At 57.8% G+C, this 19,954-nt stretch carries 14 protein-coding genes; 2 read left to right on the plus strand and 12 right to left on the minus strand.

Going from position 1 to position 19,954, the window contains the following annotated elements; translation table 11 throughout:
* Positions 1-52 precede the first annotated feature (52 nt).
* The gene (locus KORLAC_RS04605) at positions 53-2,872 is read right to left on the minus strand and encodes a hypothetical protein (RefSeq protein ID WP_068303785.1); all 2,820 of its coding nucleotides are present in this window, start codon (positions 2,870-2,872) and stop codon (positions 53-55) included.
* A 408-nt stretch (positions 2,873-3,280) separates the two neighbouring features.
* Here KORLAC_RS04605 and KORLAC_RS04610 point away from each other — a divergent pair, with 408 nt between their 5' ends.
* Entirely contained in the window at positions 3,281-5,701 is a 2,421-nt protein-coding gene (locus KORLAC_RS04610) for an FtsX-like permease family protein (RefSeq protein WP_068303786.1), read from the plus strand.
* Between the two features lie 3 nt (positions 5,702-5,704).
* Here KORLAC_RS04610 and KORLAC_RS04615 read toward each other — a convergent pair whose 3' ends face one another.
* The 9 genes from KORLAC_RS04615 to KORLAC_RS04660 form a co-directional block, all read right to left on the minus strand.
* Positions 5,705-6,574, minus strand: a complete 870-nt coding sequence (locus KORLAC_RS04615; protein WP_068303788.1) for a hypothetical protein — start codon at positions 6,572-6,574, stop codon at positions 5,705-5,707.
* A 120-nt stretch (positions 6,575-6,694) separates the two neighbouring features.
* On the minus strand, positions 6,695-7,624 hold the full coding sequence (locus KORLAC_RS04620; RefSeq protein WP_068303790.1) for a TIGR02285 family protein: 930 nt from the start codon (positions 7,622-7,624) through the stop codon (positions 6,695-6,697).
* 130 nt (positions 7,625-7,754) lie between these two features.
* Entirely contained in the window at positions 7,755-10,076 is a 2,322-nt protein-coding gene (locus KORLAC_RS04625) for a tetratricopeptide repeat protein (protein WP_068303792.1), read from the minus strand.
* Between the two features lie 11 nt (positions 10,077-10,087).
* Positions 10,088-11,905 (minus strand): ATP-binding protein, encoded by a 1,818-nt coding sequence (locus tag KORLAC_RS04630; RefSeq protein ID WP_082714509.1) that lies wholly within the window; start codon positions 11,903-11,905, stop codon positions 10,088-10,090.
* A 141-nt stretch (positions 11,906-12,046) separates the two neighbouring features.
* On the minus strand, positions 12,047-12,700 hold the full coding sequence (locus KORLAC_RS04635; protein ID WP_068303796.1) for a PAS domain-containing protein: 654 nt from the start codon (positions 12,698-12,700) through the stop codon (positions 12,047-12,049).
* Positions 12,701-13,554: 854 nt separating this feature from the next.
* Positions 13,555-14,103: a PAS domain-containing protein gene (locus tag KORLAC_RS04645; protein WP_068303800.1), complete on the minus strand. Its 549-nt coding sequence runs from the start codon at positions 14,101-14,103 to the stop codon at positions 13,555-13,557.
* Positions 14,104-14,171: 68 nt separating this feature from the next.
* Positions 14,172-14,834, minus strand: coding sequence for a hypothetical protein (locus KORLAC_RS04650; RefSeq protein ID WP_139167574.1), 663 nt, complete (start codon positions 14,832-14,834; stop codon positions 14,172-14,174).
* 201 nt (positions 14,835-15,035) lie between these two features.
* On the minus strand, positions 15,036-15,608 hold the full coding sequence (locus KORLAC_RS04655) for a hypothetical protein (RefSeq protein ID WP_068303804.1): 573 nt from the start codon (positions 15,606-15,608) through the stop codon (positions 15,036-15,038).
* A gap of 14 nt (positions 15,609-15,622) precedes the next feature.
* The gene (locus tag KORLAC_RS04660; RefSeq protein WP_068303806.1) at positions 15,623-16,582 is read right to left on the minus strand and encodes a YdaU family protein; all 960 of its coding nucleotides are present in this window, start codon (positions 16,580-16,582) and stop codon (positions 15,623-15,625) included.
* A 310-nt stretch (positions 16,583-16,892) separates the two neighbouring features.
* On the opposite strand from KORLAC_RS04660, the gene KORLAC_RS04665 reads away from it, so the two are divergent.
* Positions 16,893-17,603 (plus strand): hypothetical protein, encoded by a 711-nt coding sequence (locus KORLAC_RS04665; protein WP_139167572.1) that lies wholly within the window; start codon positions 16,893-16,895, stop codon positions 17,601-17,603.
* Here the strand turns inward: KORLAC_RS04665 and KORLAC_RS04670 are convergent.
* Together KORLAC_RS04670 and KORLAC_RS04675 are read right to left on the minus strand one after the other, a co-directional pair.
* On the minus strand, positions 17,600-18,262 hold the full coding sequence (locus tag KORLAC_RS04670; RefSeq protein WP_068303811.1) for a hypothetical protein: 663 nt from the start codon (positions 18,260-18,262) through the stop codon (positions 17,600-17,602). The two genes, KORLAC_RS04665 and KORLAC_RS04670, sit on opposite strands and share 4 nt — an antisense overlap.
* A gap of 1,252 nt (positions 18,263-19,514) precedes the next feature.
* Entirely contained in the window at positions 19,515-19,910 is a 396-nt protein-coding gene (locus KORLAC_RS04675; RefSeq protein ID WP_068303813.1) for a hypothetical protein, read from the minus strand.
* Positions 19,911-19,954 lie beyond the last annotated feature (44 nt).

The raw sequence follows: 19,954 nt of genomic DNA on the forward strand, positions 1-19,954 counted from the left end.
TCCGGCCTTTCATATTTGGATCGAACTGGTTCAGCCTTATGAGACCTGCCCGTTAGAAGAACTGAACCGGGCCGTCTGCCTGCTGGCGGTATTTCAGTACCGACACCGGTAGCTCCACATTGGGGGCGGCAGCGGCGAAGCGGATGAGTGCGTCGAAGAAAGACACCGTCACGTCGCTGGCGACATATTTACCGCCATAGCTTGGGTTGTTCCAGGGCTTCAGGCCTTTGGTATATTGCGCCACAAGGCCTTCGATCTGGGCCTGTGTCAGGCCTTTGGTAGACACGATCTTGCCCAGCGCACTGAAGGCTGTCGCCAGCTTGGCGGGCATGTCCTGCAGGATCAGGAAAGATTCCCGAACCTGTGAGGCCGCCGCCTGGCTGGCACTGATGTCAGCCGCCATATCCTTGATCTGGAAGAATCCGACCTTCAGGAACTTGGTCACCTGCTGCTCGTCCGTGAGGGTGGTTTCCCAGTCACTGCCGAACAGCTGCCCCATATAGGCCCGCAGGTAGGTGTGGTTGGCCAGAAGGGCTTGTGCCGCGCAATTCACGGCCGTGGAATAGTTGCTGATCATGGCAGTGCAGAAGGCATCGGCGCTGGCTTCATCGAATGACAGCAGCACGGTGAATTCCTCGCCCGGACCATTGGCCTTGCCGTAATCGATCATTTTCTGCGCCCGGTCCATTGGCACCAGCTTGATACCCACCAGACGTGTCAGATATTTCTGCATGTCGGCGGCCGTTATCTCGCCCTTGTCCGGATCACCGCCGTCCTTGGAGGTCAGCGTGAACTTCATACCGTCTGTGTTCTCATTCGCCGCGCGGTCCAGAGCATAGGTGGACGCCGCGCTGATATCGAACGTGCGGCTGCCCCACCAGCTTTTCTTCACCCGTTTGATGTCTGCCGTGGCCACCAGCTGAATGCCGGACGGCAGGCGTACCACGCTGACGCCCGACTGGGCGGTGATCGAACTGGCGAAATCCATGCCCAGGAAGCCAACCGCCGCCGTGCCGGTGCGGGTGGTTTGCCAGATGCCCTTGAGGGACCCTTCAAGGAAAGTCACGCCCGCAGGCAGGCTGGCAACCGTGGGGTCAAGCCAGCCGCGCACGGTGCGGTGCGGCTTGGCCAGCAGCGCGTTATACTGTGTCTGCGCGCCCGCGAGCGTATCAGTGCCGTCAGCGGCCGTCGGGCTGAACTGGAATTTGCCAAGCCCGGTAATCAGCGACTTATTCTCTGTCTGACGGGCAATCGAGACCGCCAGCAGTTCAGACGAGTCGTCCGAGATATAATCTGTCACCTTCTTCAACTGGCCGCGAATGTCTTCAATCACACCCAGCACCTTGGCGGCAAAATTATTGATGTCCTTCAGGTGCAGCAGCTTGGCGATTTCCTTCTGCACAGCCGCGTCCAGGCTGTTGAGTTTTTCGGTCACGTCAGACACCAGCTGTTGCTGCGCCCCGGTGACCGCGTCATCCACCTTCGAAAGCTGATCATTGATACCGGTGCCGACACGCTCCACCAGCTCTGCCTTGATCTCTTCTGCGAGGTCCGTCAGGCCCGTGTTCTGGGCAAGGGCCGAGTTCTTGAACAGGCCCAGCACATCATCGGCCTTGTCCCCAATGAAGGTACCCAGGTCATCGCCAATATCGGTGACCGTCCAGCCTGCTGGCTTGCCCAACAGTTTGCCCAGAAGCGTGTTGAAATCCGTGTCCGCCGCCAGTTTGGCGAGGACTGTTTTTTCAATATACTGGCCGGGCAACAGGGTGTTGAGCTTGTCCTCAAGGGCGAGACCCTTGTTGATAACGCCCTCGACCTCATCAAGCCCCTTGCCCACGTCGCCCAGCGCTGTGCGGATCTCGGTCAGCACGCCTTGGCCGAGGGCGGCGATGCCCACCGACAGGCCGAAGGTGAAGCCCGCGGTCTTGACATTACTCTCATTCGAATTCAGGTCCACGATCAGCGATGCGCCCTCGCGGCTGACCCCCATGGTGACATGCTTGCCGTTCACCAGGCTGGCGCTTATACCGAACTTGATACTGCCCACCTTGAAGGGGATGGTGGCGGCGATATTGCCGCCCGCGGACATATCCGTGCCGCGCTTCAGCGTGATGTTTTCCAGCGCCACATAACCATCTGAAACCCCAATGGCGCTGCGCGTGGCCTCAAAATCCGTTACGTCGAAGCCAACCTGCGTCAGCCCCGCGGTCATGGCCAGCAGCATGGGCACGGCGGCGTCATTGGCGGCGTCCACCTTGAAGCCGAAGTCCACCGATTCCATGTAGGAAAACTTGGCCGATGCCCCAAGCGAGAGGACAGAGAAGCTGGCCTGCGCCTCCGCGCCCACGCCGATGCGGCCTTCTGCCGTCAGGTGGAAGCTGGTACCGGGGATACTGTCGGGCGCTGCCGTGTCGGTGGGGTCCACCACAAAGGCCATGCTGCCTGAGGCGCTGAGGTCCAGCGCGAAAGTGGCCAGCTTGACGGTGCCGGGCAGCTGTTTGGAAAAGTCGCCCACGTTCCAGTCGATGGTGCGCTCTGCCGCGCTGCCTTCCGCCACCACGCGCACGGGTTTGAAGAGGCCAGTGATATTCTGGATTTCCGCCAGCGGCTTGGCCAGTTCCTGCTCGGCCTTGTCGGTCAGCTCGCTGCCAATGGTGGCCTCCAGCTTGGCCTTCAGGGCCGCCGCGTCGCCCGAAATGGCGGTCACGCCGGTTGAGGCAGCCTTGACCACCTCGAACAGCGGCTCGGCCACCGTGCCCACCACAGGCGCCAGTTTGCCGGCAATCAGCCAGGGGTTGCCGTAAGCTTTCTTCCAGACTTGGGTTGGCGCGGCAGCTGCGGCACCGGTTGCTTGTTCATCAGGCGGGGTCATTGTTCAGCTCCTGGTCAAATATCATGAATAGGCCACCCATACGGGGCAGCCGCCCAACGCATTGGTCAGCGGATTGGTGAACGCATTACATGTATTGTCTGGCAGGTGCCGGCACCCGGCAAAACGGAACTGACTGAGACATTGAGACCCCTGAAAGGCGCCTCGCCATACTCACCCTACAAACCCGCCCCCACGGCCAGTTGCCCCATGCCACATCAGCGAAGTCACACGCGTGGATGGCAACCGAAACAGGGTTGTTATTATGCCATTCTAGGTATCATAAAACGCCGCAAAAGTCGAGAAGGATCGGCAACACCGCCTGCCGCCACCGGTTGTATTTTCGCTATTGCAAAATGAACCCGTATCACTAAGGTTTGTGTGCTGGGGACAGGATTGGGGGAGTATCCGGTGAAAAAATCATTCAGCTTTTTCAAGGCGTCGATGCGCCTGTGGCGGCGGCATATCATGGGTGTGCTGGTGGCCGTACTCGGCCTGGCCTGCGCCTTTGCTGTGGGCCTGCTTGCTGTTTTCTATATTTATGACGGTGCACGGTCTGACTATTGGATCAAGAATGTGGACACGCTCTACCGTGTGAACAACCAGTGGCTGATGAACGGCCAGAAAGGCATTTTCGGTAACACGTCCGAAACCCGGATCGAGCACGCAGCACTGATCAAGGATAATGTACCGGAAGTACTGGCTACCACCCGCCTGTTCGCAAAAGACAGCACAGCACGCATCGAAGACAACGACTTTCCCGTAAAAGCCATGTTTGTGGACGCCGGCTTTCCAGACCTTATCCCGCTGCCAATGGTGCGCGGCGACCTTCACACCGCGCTTGCCAGCCCCGACAGCCTTGTCCTGATGGAAAGCGAGGCAGAGCGGCTCTTCGCAGGTGACCCGATCGGCCAGACCGTGACGCTGACATTCGGTGAAGAAAACTTTGCTTACAAGGTGGCCGCCGTTGCGCGCGACATCCCCCCGAACAGCCAGCTTGCCCTCAAGATGCTTCTGCCCTGGAACGAAGCCCGCATGGCACTGGGCGAAAAATTCTGGGACTTTGGCGTAGATGTATTCACCTATATCCGGCTGGCGGAGGGCGTGGACACAGCGGCGCTTGACGCGCGCATCCGTTCTGACATTTCGGCCCTGTCACCACCCCGTGGCACCATGAGCGATCACCTGTCGATCGAAGCCGTGAAAGGGTCACGCATGCATGGCGACGCCTTCACCATCATGCGACAGAATGTAGACAAGAACATGGTGAAAATCCTACTGGTGATGGCAACCGTGCTGCTCCTGGCGGCGGGGTTCAACTTCGTGCATCTGATCACCGGCATCACCCTGTTGCGCAGCCGCGAGGTGGCGATCCGGCGTATCAGCGGTGCTTCGCGCGGACACCTAATGGCGTCTTTCCTGCTGGAGGCCTGTGGGCTGACCCTGGTTGCGTACGGCCTTGGCATTTTGCTGGCGGCAGATCTGGCGCCATTCGCCGGGTCTTATATGAATGCCGACATTCCTGTGATGATCGGCGAACGATTGCCACTGATGCTGCTGTGCAGCCTGGCAGCGCTGACCGTGGGCCTGGCCGCCGCACTTTATATCGTAAGCCGCATCAGCCGCATCACACCACAATCGCTACTCCATGCCTCGCAGGCGACCGTCACCGGCAGTGGCGCGCGGCTGAAAAGCATACTTCTTGCAGTGCAGGCGCTGGCGCTGGTGGGCAGCCTTCTGGCAGGCGGCCAGATTTACTATCAGTTCCAACACCTGCTGACCATGGAACGCGGCATCAAAACCGACGGCGTGATGATGGTCCGCTACCTGGAAGACAAATCCCAGCGCGCGCTGTTTGTCGGCAGTTTTTTCGAGGACCTCAAGACCCTGCCCGGCGTGAAAGATGCTACGCTTCTGAACATGGGTCCCTTCCACGACTATATTCAGGTGACATCCTATCGCTATGAAGGTGCGGAGGAGCCCAAGCAGGCGATCATCAAACCGGTGGGCCCCGATTATTTCGACCTTCTGGGCGTAGAGATACTGGCAAGCGCGGGCGATTGGCGCGACCAGAAAAATGTCATCGCGCTGCCGGAACGCAGCCTGGGCGCCTTCGGTTTCGACAGCCCAAAGGCCGCGCTGGACCAGCATCTGATAGAAATCGAAGACGGGCCAGACGGCAAGCCAACTCAACACCCGAAGCGCATCATGGCCGTGGTCCGCGATATCAAGGATGACGGCTACCGCATGCGCCAGCCGGTGGTATTTGACCTGACACGGACAGATGAGGGCGACCCCGCCCATATCATGCTGGTGACAGACACTGACAATGCCGAACTTGAAGCGACGATCAGAGCCATGATTGCGGAACGCTTCCCGGACGCCAAGGACCCGCAAATCACCTGGCTTTCCAATTCCATGCGGGCCTTTTTCAACAAGGCGGAAACACTGGCCGAAGTGGTGGCAGTGATGGCCGGCCTATGTCTGGTCCTGTGTGTTGCAGCCCTTTATAGCCTTGCCAGTCACTATGCCGTGACCCGCGCGCGGGAGATTGCGCTCAGGCGCGTTCTGGGCGCCGGTAAGCGCGATATCAGTCGCCTGTTCCTGAGGAAAATGCTGCTGCCCGTGGCGATTGGCGGGCTGCTTGCCTTGGCGCCGATCTGGTGGTTGATGAGCCAATGGATCACCAATTTTCGCGATCAGGCTCCGCTGCCATATGGAGCCTACGCCCTGGCACTCATTGCTGTGTTGTTGGTCGCCGCGCTGATGCTGATGGGCCATGTGCGCCGCGTGCTGCGCCTGAGGCCCGCCAGCGTGCTGTATCATGAATGAGGGCTAATCGCCCTTCACGCCAGCCTGTTCCTGGTTGTGGTTGGTGCGCAGGTCCAGCCAGGGGCTGAAAATCTGGTCGAACACATGGGTGGTCTGGTCGTCGCGGGCGATGGCGTTGACGCGGGCTACGACCTCATGGCCGAACGGCGTGTCCGAGCAGCCGAAATGGCCTTCCATCACCTTCGCTTCGCCCTTGATGGGAAACGACAGATAGCCGTCACCCTGCCCCAGCTTCGCGAACTGGTAGGCCGCTTCAAACGGAAACCCGAACGTGTAATCGAACCGGCCGCGCGCCATCAGTTTGGCAAAGCCCGGGTGCGGCACGCGCACCATGGCGATCTCGTCCGACACATCGTCAACCAAGCCATTGATGGCAGGGCTGTAGGCGCGGTCTTTGGTGACGCCCAGCATCAGGCCGCTTTCGCGCACGAAGGTGGGCAGGTCAACCGCGCCGCCCTCGTCCATAAAGCTGTGCACTGTTTGCTCATGCTCGCGCAATGCAATCAGCCGGTTCGGCAGCAGGCGAAACAGCGGGTCTGTGAAGGCCATGAGGTTTTGGCGCTCTGCGGTTTTGAACACGCCCGCGATGCAGACATCGCCGCGCGACACCATTTCCTGGATCGACCGGTTCAGAACCGCTTCCACTTCCACGTGATGGTAATCAGGCAGGCGGTTTTCGATATACTTCAGGATGCAGTCACCCACGCCGGCGCCCGTGTCCGGCCCACGGCGGATAAACACCGGTGGGTTATGGTCAAAATGCCAGTAAATGGTTGGCTTTTCACCGTCCCTGCCGGGCCCGGCCATAGCCGGTTGGATGTAAAAGAGTGAAGCTATCGCAATCGCCACAACAGCCATTTGGATAAAGCGCATTAAAAAATCCGTCAATAAGTTCCGTCTCGAGCAGGATGCACCCTAGCCATGCCGGGTTAATCTAACCTTAACGGGTATCGGAATACGGATTTTCGCGCAATAGGCGTTTTCAACAAATGTTCAGTCCTGATCGCCAGGCCGGGCGTCTCGCTCGCGCAGGGCCCTGCGGTAGTCAGCGCGAGCGGCTGCATCCAGCCATTGTTCGAAGTAGCGGCGGAAGGTTTCCGGGGCGCCTGCCTCAGATGCCGCGCGGTTGATGTCGGCAATGATCTGGCGGCCAAGTGGCTTGTCCGCGCAACCGATGTGGGAATCCATAAGCCGCACCTCACCCGCCAGGGGGAAGGTGATGAAACCGTTCGGGTCGCCCAGCTCGCGGAATTTGAAGGCGGCTTCATAAGGAAAACCGAAGGTATAATCTATGCGCCCCCGCGCCAGCAGCCTGCCATAGCGCGGCTCCGGCATTTCCACATGGGGCAGGCGGCTTTTGTGGGTCTTCAGCCCGGCGTTGATCTGCGGGCTGTAGAAGCGGTCTGTCACAAGGCCGACCATCAGGTCGGGGCTTGCAAGCAGCTTTTCAAGCACCACTTCGCCCGCTTCATTCAGGAACGGCTTCATGATGGCGGCCCGGTCGCGGCGCACCACCACCCGGTTCGGCAGCGTGGACGACAGCGGCTCGGAATAGCGAATGAAGGCCTCGCGCTCCGGCGTCTTTAATACCCCGAAAATACAGGCATTGTCGCGGTCCTTCAGGGCTGAAAGGCCCCGGTTGAAGGTGGAACGCACAAACACATGGCGGTAAGCGGGGGTGTGGCGGATGATATCGTCCAGCATGCGGTCGCCGTAGCCCTGGCCTTTCATCTCGCCGCTCGCGATGAAGGTGGGCGGATAATCGCCGCCGTACCACAGGACGGTGGGCTTATTTCTCGCGCCCGCCGGCGTCAGCACGGATGGGTCGGTGGGCAGCGGAACCGGAGTGTCCTGTGCCCGAGCGGGCGCCAGCTGAAGCACGCCTGCCACTGCCAGACATATGAACCAATATGCTTTGATCAAACCGCAACTCCGTGCCTCGCCCGCAGCCCAAAAGGGCCTGAATAAAAGCCTAACGGAGAAACTTTAAGTGGCCCTTAACGGGGGAGGATGTCAGAGGGCGGCGAGGGCGCGGTCTGTCGCGGCCTATGGTTCAGACATCTAGGTCATACTGTTCCGCAATGGCCATATGCGCCTTATATCCCTTTTCGTCACCGACTGCCTGCAACAGGTGCGGCCATATCAGCGGTCGGTTCAGGCGGCTGGAAAACTGAGCAAGAATGTCGGCAAGCTTAATCAGATCAGCTCCTTCCTTTGCGAGAATATAGAAATAGATCGCGGGGACAGGCTGCTCCTTGTCTGCCTCTTTCCAATTAAGCTTGTAATGATCGCCACTTCGGCGGTTAAAGACATGTCCCGCGCTTGCGATCTGACCAACAAGCTGTTCCAAGTCGTCCGCTTCCGGACTGAACCCTTCGACAGGGAAAACCTGATATCGCGGCGCTTCGAGCGTTTCCACTGCCGGAAACAGCAGTGTGTAATTGCCTTCGGCATCACAAGCGTTTCCGTCGTCATCCTCCAGGTTCAGCCGATTAAGCGGCGCGGGGTCAAAAACCATCTCATGGTCAAAAAACTGGAAGTCTTCCTCAAAGCTGGAAATCGAGGTCACTTTGGCTAGTACCGGCCCGGTTCTCTGGGCATGAAGGATCTCGCCATGACCACTTGGAAGGTCAACTTTCAACCTGATTGTCGGGCGGGCATCCGGAGCAAAAAGCCCGTCTGAACCAACGGGAATATCCAACGCTTCTGACATCTCACGAATAGTACCCAGATCTTCCGCCATGGTGGCTGCAACCAACATATCCCATCGGTGGGCCGGGGTATCAGGGTCCAGGGCAACGAGCTGTCGAAACCGATCCAGCGCCTTATCCAGGTCGCGGCTTTTCACCAGGCATTCGGCAATTTTCTGAACCAGATACGGGTCATCAGGCCAGTGGACCTCTATTTCCTCCAGAATCGCCAACCGTTCCCGGGGCTTGTCCTCTGGCAACCCGTTAAAATGCAGAAACCCCCGGTTCCAGAATGCACCATCGGTCAGTCCCGCCACTTCATTGAGCGGGAACATCTTGCGGTAACGTTCGAAGCCATGCCGGGCAAGAAACAGCGAGCCATATTCATGTTCAAGAAGTCCGCTGCTAGGCAAGGTTTCATAGGCTGCCTCCACCAGCTGAAAGGCCTGGTCCTGCATGAAATTGTTTCTATATATTTCGCTGATCTTGACCACAATTTCTGGTTCCTGCGGCCATGTTTCCCTGGCGGCCTTGAAGGCGGCATAACAGGTGTCAACGTCTGGGAATTCATGATCCAGCAAGGCCTCAACGGACGGGAGCTCAGTCAGTGTCTCAACCATCCCCAATCCATCAACCTGTTCTATTCTCTGGCGGCAGGCTTCAGAAGCACCCATGTCCTTGTTCAGCCGCGTCATGACTTGCTGCATCATATCGAGAGCGGACTGTGCCCTGAACTTCGCTTTTGCGGCGATGCAAAGCTCCAGCAGGCGATCCAGAACATAGAAGGCGACACGGTTTGCTTCCCGTTCCATAAGCGTGACTGCCATGGCGTGATATTGAAAGCGCAGGGTTTCTGAATTTTCCGTCACGCCGTTGGCGACAAAAAGGCTCATGACTGTTGTCCAGTCATCAAAATAGCTTGAGGCAATACTGGCTTCGTCATAGCTCAGGCAAAGATCCCGAGCCTTGCCCCATTCCCCCTTCAAGCAATGGATATGAGTTTTAATCAACCGGATTTTGCGCTCAAAACTTTTGCCATAACTGGGCGAATATGCGGTCTCGATGATTGCCCAGGCCTTGTCCAGATCGTTGGCTGCAATCCAGGTCCTGGCCTGCCCCATTTGCAATTCACAATCAGACTGTTTACCTGCCTTGGTGATCTCGGCCTGAATTTTATGTATTTCCTCGACCGCTTCATCCGTGCGCTGGCCATCAACCAAGGCTGCCAATAGCTCGGTTGCGATACACTGATAGCATGGCCATGAACCGTCAATCTGATCGAGCGTTTCACGGGCAACGGACACGCGCTCGTCCACATATCCCGGACCATCCTTGATACCGTAACAAGCCGCAAGGTCCTGAACCGCGCAGACACGCTGCGGGCACTTAATGGTTTCTTCCTGATGTGAAAAGTCAAGAAGGGAGACAGCTTCTGGCAGCATGCCCTTGGCATCATAGTGGCGCAGGACATGAGACTGCAGGCGCCAGTGCCTGAAATAGACCTCCAGCCAGCTGTCCCCCAGAGACCTTACCCTGGGCAGCACCTCGGCCAGCAGCTGGTCAACTTTCTCAACCTCGTCATCCAACGCATAGGATGAAATCTCGAAAACCTTGTCAGCGAGATTGTCTTCGCCCTGGTCGCGCAGGTCCTCTACGCGGTCATAGATCCAACCCCAAATATCCATTCCCTAATCCTTCACGAAGGCAAAAGTGCAGACAAGGCGGTGTCGAACCGCTTGAAGAGCTGATCCAGCCCGGTGTCAGCCTGGCCGGTGTCCAGGCAAAGCAGCTCCATCAGACTGCCCAGCATCTGGCCGACAGAGTCCTGCAGCGTTTCGTCAAGATCTGGCAGTTGCTGCAATATGCCATTCTCAAGATTTAGAAAAACCGTCCGCTCTTTTGTGCTGGCTGTGGCACTGGTATGCAGTCTGGCAAGGCCAAGCACAGCCGAACTGATCCGCTTGTCTGCCTGATCAGATTCGATCCTGTTCTTGGTAACGACATCCGCGTCTTCCATAATGACAAGTGGGATGAAGCTGGGCTCAAAGCGTGTGAAAACGACATCGTGCTTGTCGGATTCGAAAAGATGCCGCACTGGGTTCAGGCAGGCTGCCTCCGCGGGCGGCACGGTGGGGAATACATCGCCCTGGGATTGTCGCGATCCCAGCTCAAGCAGCTTGATATTGTGGATGTCGCTGTATTTCTTGCAGAAGGCCGTTGCGCCATACAGGTATCCCTTGACCAGGGGGTTCCCCCTCACCCTGAAAAGCAATGCATCGTGGCCGGATTTTTCACCCGGCTTGATATAAATGGCTCCATCGCCTTTTGACATTATCTGCTGAACTGTCAAATCACCTTCCGTTGTTGGAACCTTGAGGCTACGATAGGTGGTTTCGAATAGGCGGTCGTCAGAAATTGCTGCCCCGAGCAGTGCATCATTGTGCCGTGCCTGAATGCGGCGCCATGTTTCGGGCTCTTCCAGGACAATGCGCCGGAGGCCAGAGGCAAGCACCTCCCGCACATAGCTGGCAACAGCGTCATAATAGGCATTCCGCTGAAGGCTTTCCCGGCTTGCCGTGGGTTTGAACTGCGCCGATTCAAGAAGGGCGCCGCAAAACCCGGCCCAGCGGGGCAGAAGGTCTCTGTCTTCGCGGGTGATGAACATGTTTCGAATGAAGATGGAGATATTACGATTGTCAGATGTGCCATAGGTCCCACCGTCCTGGATCCATATCAATCCGGCAAGGCCAAGATCGTTGTCTTCCGGGATCGCAATACAGGCTATTGGCTCAAAGGCATTTTCAAACGTCTGCGCGAACGCTAGTTCAGCCCGGCGCCGACGCACTAGGGGCACCTCTCCTTCCAGCAGCCAGGGCGCGGTCAGGTCATTCACTGGCGCAGGGGAATCGTTCAGATGAATGGGAATGGGCAGAAGACAACAGTAGCGCTTTATGAGGCTGGTGATCACGGCATGATCCGCCAAGCTGGTAAATTCATCATCAAGAGAGAGGATGACAGTGGTTCCCTCGGGCTGACGGGACGCCGGGCTGACGGAGTAGGTTTTCCCCTTGGCACTGGAGAATTTCCAGCTCTGGTCGGGGGTCTGGTAGGATGTGGTCAGGACCTCAACCTTGTGCGACACCACATAAGCACTGAGAAAGCCCAAGCCAAAATAGCCGATAATATCTTCCGATTGGGTCTGCTGGCGCAGCAACCGGCTGTAGCCAGACCCGATAGTTGCCAGAAATGACTCGACCTCGCCTCTCGCGAGGCCAGACCCGTTATCCTGGATCACCAGCTGATTTGCCGCAGCATCACAGCGTATATCAATTCTATACTCTCTGACGGCACCGGATTCGATCCGGTGTCTTTCGCATGCATCGGAAGCGTTCTGAATTAATTCGCGCAACGCTACCGACGGCGTTGAATACAAATTTTTGCCGAGAACCTCCAATAGCCCATCCAAGTCTACTGACGTTTGCATCAGACCAGCGTTTGTCATTAACTCCCCCATACCCTTGGCCAGTTCATTAGGAACTTAAAGGCAATTGAGTGGGTCAATGCAAGGCTATAGCTTTGCTAATTGCCAGAAATTACGTGAGCCCGTCTGTCAGCCACATATTGAGGACCGAACCAACCGCTTGGAAGGCCTGTCTTAACGGGCGGCGGCCAGCGCGCGGTCTGTTGCGGCGTTGAAGACGGCCGGGTCCGGCACGCTGGCGGGCAGGCCGAAGCCCAGGTCCAGATACTGGATGTGGTCGATAAAGACATGGCGGCCGTTTTGTGGGACGCGTTCGTGGTTGAACTCGCGCGCGATATCGCCCACACCGCACAGGAACCGCACGGTGCCCGACGCATCGGCAAGCGGCAGCGACGCGCCGTTGAGGCGGAGCGTGGTTTCGCCGTCCAGGTGGATCGTTCGCCGGGTGATCACGCCGCAGGGCGTCTCCACCAACTGGCGCCAGAAGGCCATGAAATAATCGCGCTGATCGCCTTTGTAGGACGCCAGGAAGCTCTCGCCCGTCAGCCGGCGGCCCATCTGTTCATCAAGCGCCGATCCCACCAACCGGTTCCGGAGGTCGTCGCCGGTCCATTCCGCCAGGAAGTAATTCGGCAGGAAGGGCTTGAGGCGCTGCATGGTGAAGGCCTGTTTGGCCGGCACGCGGGCCGGGGCGTGCGCGTCTGCGGTTTGCGCATGCGCCAGTTGGCGCCAAAGCTCGACAAAAGCCGCAACCTGCCTGGACGCCGGGATGTCCGCCCCGTTGGCGTGGCGGGTGAAATGGATGTCGGATGTCAGGAAGCGCGTCATATGTGCCTGTGTGTCGTGTTTGCCTGGTGCGCCGCCTGTGCCTATGCACGGGATTTTCCGGCGTCTGTTGGGGCCGTGGTTGAAGCCCATGGGCCAACCATACCCGGCAGCCTGCCGGTTGACCAGCCCCTGTGCGCCAGGCTGCCTCCGGGCTGCGCCGGAATGCTTCTGGTGGTTTGAAACAGGATAGCCTGAGGGAGAGAAACCGAGGGCGCAGAACGGGAGGCACGGGAGGCACGGGAGGCACATGAGGCCGGGCGGCGACGCAGCGCCTGAAAACGCCAAAGCAGAAACAAAGAGGGAGGAAGGAAACTGGCGTGAGAACAATGGGCCGGAATAAGCTGGTGCGGGCGCAGAGGTCCAGAACAGGGCGGAGCAGAAACAGCGGTCCTGAAAAAGAAATGCGGGAGGAAAATGGTAGGCCCTGAAAAGAAAAAGCTGGCCCCAGGTTCAGGATCCTGGAGGCCAGCTACATTCGGTCACTATGGCTATCCCTACCCTGCAATAGCAGGCAGGGTAGGCGCAAGTGTTTTTTTGCTAAAATCCTAGCTTTTTCTGAATTTGTTTATCGACTGGCGCAATCCACCTTTCGAAGCACATGATACAACCACTTATTCTGCCATCGAAATTTTCCATTACACCCGTTACCCCGCCAAGATTCCAAAGGCTTTTCATATGGCATTTTTTTTTGTATTGTGCGCCCAGTTGGGCTTGGGAGAACGCAATGAAACAGTCGTGCACAAACGCACGGCCAACACATGGCTTGCTGGTGTTGGTTGGCGTGATTACATTTTTTGCTTTGATCGGCAGCACATTTGTATGGAGCCTTGGCGCCATATAGTGGCGTGGCGCTGCTATTTTGCCGCGTCGGGCAGTCCGTACCCCAGGTCCACAAACTCACTTTGCAAGACTTTGACTGCAACATACCGGCCCGGTTGGATATTGGCCGGCATCAGGTCTGTCTTGCTGGCGGACACGCCAACAATATAACGACATTCACCCTGCTCTGACGTCATCGGCAGCGACAATGTGGTGATCTCATGAGATTTACCGTTCTGGAAGGTGGCCTCGCGCTTGAAACGGTGGCCACAGGGGGTCATCAGCACGGTCGTCACCATGTCGGCAACCATGTCCCGCGTTTCATCGGGACACAGATCCAGATAATTGGCGCCGGTCATCGGCATGGGGGAAATGGCGTCGAGCGCAGTCCCCGACAGGCGCACCAGCAGATCATCCGGCGCCCGGCGTTCCATAAGGAAGACAAAGGGCAGCAGGTCACGGATTGCCACCGGGTTCAGATTTGAACGCCTGGGCACCCCGCCTTCCTCTTCCTTGAGGCGAAGCCAATAGGCCAACAATGCTTCAAATTTGCCGGCAGCATTAAGGGATGAATAGGTTTCCATCCCCTAACTGTTCGCCTACATGGTTAAAAACTGGTGAAGATGGGCAGATTTCTGCGCTTTAACGGATTTTACCAGTCGACATAGCCGCAATAGTATTTTTCATCCGACCGCTTTGCCCGGTAGCTGAGTTTCTGGGGCTTGCCACCACCACGCGGGCGCAGCACCTGGTCCACCATGAAAATCAGCCGCTGACCAACCTGGCCGGTGACAGAGTCGAGCTTGACGATATATTCCGTGAGCGGCTTCTGCTTGCTGTCAGGTTCAAAAATACCGTTCCACACCTGCCGGTCCGCGTCGTAACGCATGGTAACCCGCTCGATCGATGTCGTCACGTTGCAGCTGACCTCATTCGCCAGTGTATCCAGATAGATCTTATAGTTGTCCAGCGTGGGATCGGCGCAAAAGGTGATGGCTGGCTTCGCCTGCCGCCGAATCATCTGTTCTTCGGTTTTGCCGATTTTCTTCTGGAATTTCAGAACCCGGACATGGCGTTCGATGTCTTTTACCTCAGGTGCCGCGCAAATGGGATGGTCCTGCCACTCCTCCATGCTGCGGTCCTTATACATGCGGAGCAGCATGTCATTGACACGCTTGTCACTTTTCTGCGCCGCCACACGGCTGATGAAAAAGCTGCATGTCATGGTGAATTTATCGTCAATATAGGCACAATCCCCGGAAAGGGTTGCGGGGAAGGCACTGCGTTGGAGCTTCAGGTCCTTCAGGACAGGCACAACAGAAGTGCCCTCGGCGCCCTGAAGGGCGAAAGCGGCGCTAAATGAACTAAAAAACAAGGCCGAGAAAATCAAAATTTTCCACATAGTATCTACCAATTAAAAAATGTTCTCGACCCAATATCGTTCCCCAGGCGCCACTATACACAGCTGTTTCATTTGACGCTACGGCCTATTTATTTTGCGCCCCGCCTGTGTTCTCTACTGACGCGGCCTGCCCTGCATTTCAACCAATCCCGCCAGCCACAATAGTGCGCCATCATACCGGCGCTTAAGCGTCCAGCGGGACCAGGACACATCCAGACTGCGGCGCACCTTGGCCCAGGGGATGCGAGTGCTGCACTCACCGTCCTGGTGCCAGGCTGCCCAGAACAGAAGCTGCCTGTCTTCGATTTCCGGAAGCAGCAGCAACAGGTCCAGTGTCGGTTGCATCTGGTCAATTTCCAGCGCTGAGATACGCACCTGCCGCCGGGCCTGAAAGCTGGTGAGGCTGTCGCGGGCATAGGTGCCGGGCTCTGCTGCGGTTTCGGGCCACAGCGCACCCCGCATCCGCAGGTACCCGGCCTCCCGGTCCGGCAGGCGGCGGAGCGTCCAGCAGGCGGAGACAAAGCGCATTTCAAGCCGGGGCGCGATATCCTCCCGCGTTGGCGCCGCCATCCGGCCGCCACCGGCGCAGGCGCAGCTGGCTTCCTCAAATATTTCCAGTGCGGTGGAACGCAGGGATCGCTGGGTCATGGCACGCTTGATTGGGTGCGCTCGGGATTGCAGGTTCATGGGTCCTCCTGTCGTCATGATGATTTCTTGTTGGCTTTTCCTGACGGCAAAACCCAGCCCCAAAGCGGGCCGTATTCAGCAATGATTTCGTCCGGGATGGATTTGTTTGGCTTCACCGTGGGGTCAGGGCCCAGGCTGCGCGGCAGGAACTGCGGGTGGTCGGCGCCGATGCGCCAGTGCCGCGCCAAATAGTCGCCCCGAAACCGGCTGGACGGGTCGCCCAGGAACAAGCGCCAGTCCGCGACCGAGGTTGGGTCGAACCGCCGTTTGGGCAGGGCGGGTGGAAAGGCCTCTCTGTGTGCCTGCCCTGCCTTATGCGCCCCCAACCGCTTGTCGCGCGCCTCAATGATGGCAGGGCTATAGTAGGCAAGCGAGGCGGGCGCCCGACCGGATCGCGCCACCTCACGGCGGCGCAGGCGCTCAACGGCGGGCAAAATATCGCGGCTGAGGTCAGCGCCCGCTGCCTGCCATTTCAAAGGCTCGCTTGGGTCCAATCCCACAACATCAAGCCCGGCAGCAGCGGCAATATCCTGCAGACATAGATCAGCATCTTCTGCTTTTGGTTCTGGAGTCTGGATTCTGGTTTTGGTTGCCAGCTTCCTGGGGGTAGCGACCGCTTGGCGATCGCCAGATGTGCGCGCCGCCTTCGCCCTGCCACCCTTTGCCCCATTGGCGCGGTTCCTGGCCACCCGGGTTTCAACACCCTTATAGACGTCCGTCAGCTTTTTCTGGCGCCACAGACCGTCTTTGACGGTGAAGAAATCGGCAATCACGGGCCTCAGCCGTCGCCAACGCTGCAGCGTTACCCCCACACTGCGGGCGAGGAAACGGTCATCATCCTTCAGGGCACAGCCGCGTGTCCGCCAGGCGCACATCAACAGCAACAGATACACACCATGTTCCTCTGCTGTCAGGTGGCGGGTGTCGGCCAGATAGGCGTCCGTGAAGATGGGAAGGGCAGGAAATTCAGCCACCGAAGCCTCCCCACAGCGTAACCACGAAAGGGCACATCAGAATGCCCAGTGCAACAAGCGCTTCGCGCACCACAAATCCGTGCGGCGGACAGGGACCACCGGCAAGCCAGCGGCCCTGCGCAGAACGGTGCGGGGTCAATTCCTTAATTTCGCGAGGTCGCCCATCCTGCCCACGGCGGAGAGACGCCCCTCTATTCCTGTATCCAGACTCATTCATAAGCCAATAATTACGTTATTCGTAATTTTTTTCAAGCCATGATCGTAAAAACTGCGTGACATTTTTTACAAAATTCGTAATATTGTCCTTGACATGCCAAAACAAGACTGGATACGAGCCACCCTCAAAGACAGAGGGTATAAGCTGAAGGACGCAGCGGAAGCCCTAGGGATTCCGGCACCGCGGGTGACCGATATTCTCAAAGGCGCACGCGGCGTGCAGGCCCATGAGATTCTACCGCTGAGCCAGCTTTTAGGCATGAATGCGCCGTCACTGCTGGAAAGCCTGAAGACCGGGGAACAGACATTTGTCAGCGCCGGCGAAGATGGCCGCCTGCCACTTCTGGGCAGTCTGACGGGAAGCGGCACGCTTGCGCCCCTGCCCGAAGACATCAGCTTTACCTCGGTACCCCTGCCGCCTGATGCGGGCACCAGCGACGGGCTTTATTGCTATGTCATGGGGGACGCCTCCATGGCGCGGGAAATCCCGCCCGGCAGCCTGGTGATTGCGGCAGACCCCAAGCATCATTATGCGCCGGTCGCGCCGGGTGCCCTGCTGCTGGTGGATCTGGACGACGGCAGACTGGTGCTTCGGCAGTTTACCAGAACCGAAAGCGGGGAAGACTGGCTGGTCCCCCTGCCCGACACACCCAACCCGGATTTCAAAAGCTGGCGCTTCAGCCTGCTGAGCGACCTGATGCCGGACGGCGCAGGCACCGATCAGGAAGTCCTGCGCATCACTGATGTGGTGGCTTCGGTAATGTGGGTGCACCAGCGGCGTGCAGCCAAGCCGCAGCCGGCCTAGAAAGCCACCGGCTCACCCCAGTTCTTGTCGACTTTTTCGATGAAATCCCGGTTTCGCGGTGTGTCCTTGCACACCATCGACATGTGAATGGCGAACGCAGGCGAGCCTTCCAGCTTGCGAAAGGCTTCCGCGCCTTCAATATCCGGCAAGGTTGCCTCCAGGAGCGTGGCCGCCTCGACCCGTTTTGAGCGCAACATGCCGACGACTGAATCATAATTGGGTGCAAGCGTCCAATTCACCCGGTCGTCATCCTGGAAGGAACTAAACAGTTCGGCACCACTTATGGTCACTGCCGACTGCACATCACCCGGGGCGGTCAGCGGGCTGCCCTGCAGCACATAGTACCAGAATTTGAACAGCATCATCGGCGCTGACGCGACTTCGCCTTCCTGGGCCCGGCCCGTAACACCCACCGAGCACCCCGTCGGGTCTGACCGATACTGGGTAACCGCCCGGCGAACCGGTAAAGACTCAAGATAATAGCCCACCGATAGCGCATCAAAGCGCTGGCGAATGAGTTTGACAGCCAAGCGCGTACTATCGTCCGGGCGATTGAAATAGGGCGATGGCCAATAGATGGTGATGTCATCCGCGGCCGACACCTGTGGCGCACTGACAAAAAGTAGCAAAGCGGCAACAAGGCTGCGTGTCATATCCATCCCATTTCCCTCATGGGCGCATTTTACACTGCAGGCGGGCATTTACCACTCCATCTCACCAACTTTCATTTTTCGTAATTATATGATTGACAATTAATTACGTTATTCGTAATTTTATCTCACCAACACCGATGAATGCGGTGGGACGCGTGAACAGGCATCTTCCCCAAGGCCACCGTGGGCCGGAAGCAAGTGCCATCACAAATCCCCGGGATGGATGCCCAAGCCTCCTCCCCCCTATGGGCGCCCCCCGCGGTTACCGGCCCGGCCTGTCCGGCAATGGTATCGCCCACTGCGCTTATCGGCAGTTGGTCCCCAAAAGGGTCGCGCGTTCAAGCCGGCCCAGGGCTTCTTGCTAGGCATCTCCCCGCCTGTCCGCGCTGCCCCCGGGCGTGGCGTGCGGAGATGCCGACGCAAAAAAGACTATTTAACAATGGCTTATAAAAAAGTTATCTGCCTGGTTCCCAAAAGAGACCCCCCGCTCGTTATAGCATCAGACACTTGCCGGTCAGGCAGCGGCTTTCCCCCCTTAGCCGCGCCCGAAGGCGCTAGGACCACCGTCTGTTGCAATGATCCTCCCACCCCTTGGATGCAGCAGACAAACCAGCCCTTCGATACTGCCTCGGGCACTGACCGATGGCCGGAACGCAGAACACCCATCCAAGCCCTGCGTTCCGGCCGCCTCCTCTTCAAAATGATGCCTTCTGCTTCGCGGCAATGCAAAGCCGCAACCCACGCGCGTGTCACTATTGAGTGATCCTGCCGAAAAGAAGATGCAAACACCCTTGTCCGGGTTATATATGGTGGATGTGCCAAGCTGGTTACCCCCATCAACGAGCTTGGTACTCAGGAAGGCTGTGAGCCCCTGTGGTATCACAGCCTTCCGTTTCCTTCCGGAAACAATACCAGCCCTAAATAAATCATGGCGCCAAATTGGCGCCATGATCAGGGAGGAAGCAGGTTTTCTAATCTTTTCGCTCAGTCAGGAAACCACTTTGCGTGGTCAGTCTGGGCGGTCACTCGGGGTCGTCACTCAGGCCGGGTTGTTATTCTTGAACTCAACCCTTCAACTCAGAACACCGTCTCGATTTCGAAAGCTGTCATTTCTCGGGTGCTTGTGCATTCTGGATAGCGCGCACCGCCCCCGTCGTCATCTGTGCTGCGACAAGCTGCACCCAGCTTGCGATAAACAGAAAACGCCCAGCGATCCATTCAGACCGCAGGGCGCTTCAACTCAAGAACGGATAATGGCTTAGCTATCGTCGTCGTCGCCTTTACCCATGGATTCCTTCAGCGCCTTCCATTCGGCTTTGTGGCGCTCTTTCATCTCTTTCTTTTCAGCCTTATGGGCTTCTTTCATCTCTTTCTTTTCGTCCTTGGACATGTCTTTCATGCCCTTCATGGATTCCTTGTGCCGGGTCATCATGGCCTGCCATTCTTCATGGTGGCGCTTCTTCATTTCGGCAGCTTCGGGGCCCATGGCCTCGTCATCCATCATTTTTCCGTGCTCGCCCTTGTGCTTGTCTTTCATCTTTTCATGCTTCTTTTCATCGCCGTGATGATCGAACGCATAAGAGGCCGGCGCGGCCACTGAAAGTGCCGTCAGTCCCAGAATACAAGCTGTCGCAAGTTTTTTGATCGTCGCCATTTCACATTCTCCGTGTATGCAGAAAGAATTCAGCTATGGCGGAA

Origin of the sequence: Kordiimonas lacus, assembly GCF_001550055.1 — a bacterium.
In the GTDB taxonomy this organism is placed as follows: domain Bacteria; phylum Pseudomonadota; class Alphaproteobacteria; order Sphingomonadales; family Kordiimonadaceae; genus Kordiimonas; species Kordiimonas lacus.

Bases quoted from the DNA above. Each gene is read 5' to 3' on its own strand.
- KORLAC_RS04605 (WP_068303785.1), bottom strand. From the start codon at position 2,872: ATGACCCCGCCTGATGAACAAGCAACCGGTGCCGCAGCTGCCGCGCCA.
- KORLAC_RS04615 (WP_068303788.1), bottom strand. From the start codon at position 6,574: ATGCGCTTTATCCAAATGGCTGTTGTGGCGATTGCGATAGCTTCACTC.
- KORLAC_RS04625 (WP_068303792.1), bottom strand. From the start codon at position 10,076: ATGGATATTTGGGGTTGGATCTATGACCGCGTAGAGGACCTGCGCGAC.
- KORLAC_RS04630 (WP_082714509.1), bottom strand. From the start codon at position 11,905: ATGGGGGAGTTAATGACAAACGCTGGTCTGATGCAAACGTCAGTAGAC.
- KORLAC_RS04635 (WP_068303796.1), bottom strand. From the start codon at position 12,700: ATGACGCGCTTCCTGACATCCGACATCCATTTCACCCGCCACGCCAAC.
- KORLAC_RS04645 (WP_068303800.1), bottom strand. From the start codon at position 14,103: ATGGAAACCTATTCATCCCTTAATGCTGCCGGCAAATTTGAAGCATTG.
- KORLAC_RS04655 (WP_068303804.1), bottom strand. From the start codon at position 15,608: ATGAACCTGCAATCCCGAGCGCACCCAATCAAGCGTGCCATGACCCAG.
- KORLAC_RS04665 (WP_139167572.1), top strand. From the start codon at position 16,893: ATGCCAAAACAAGACTGGATACGAGCCACCCTCAAAGACAGAGGGTAT.
- KORLAC_RS04670 (WP_068303811.1), bottom strand. From the start codon at position 18,262: ATGGATATGACACGCAGCCTTGTTGCCGCTTTGCTACTTTTTGTCAGT.
- KORLAC_RS04675 (WP_068303813.1), bottom strand. From the start codon at position 19,910: ATGGCGACGATCAAAAAACTTGCGACAGCTTGTATTCTGGGACTGACG.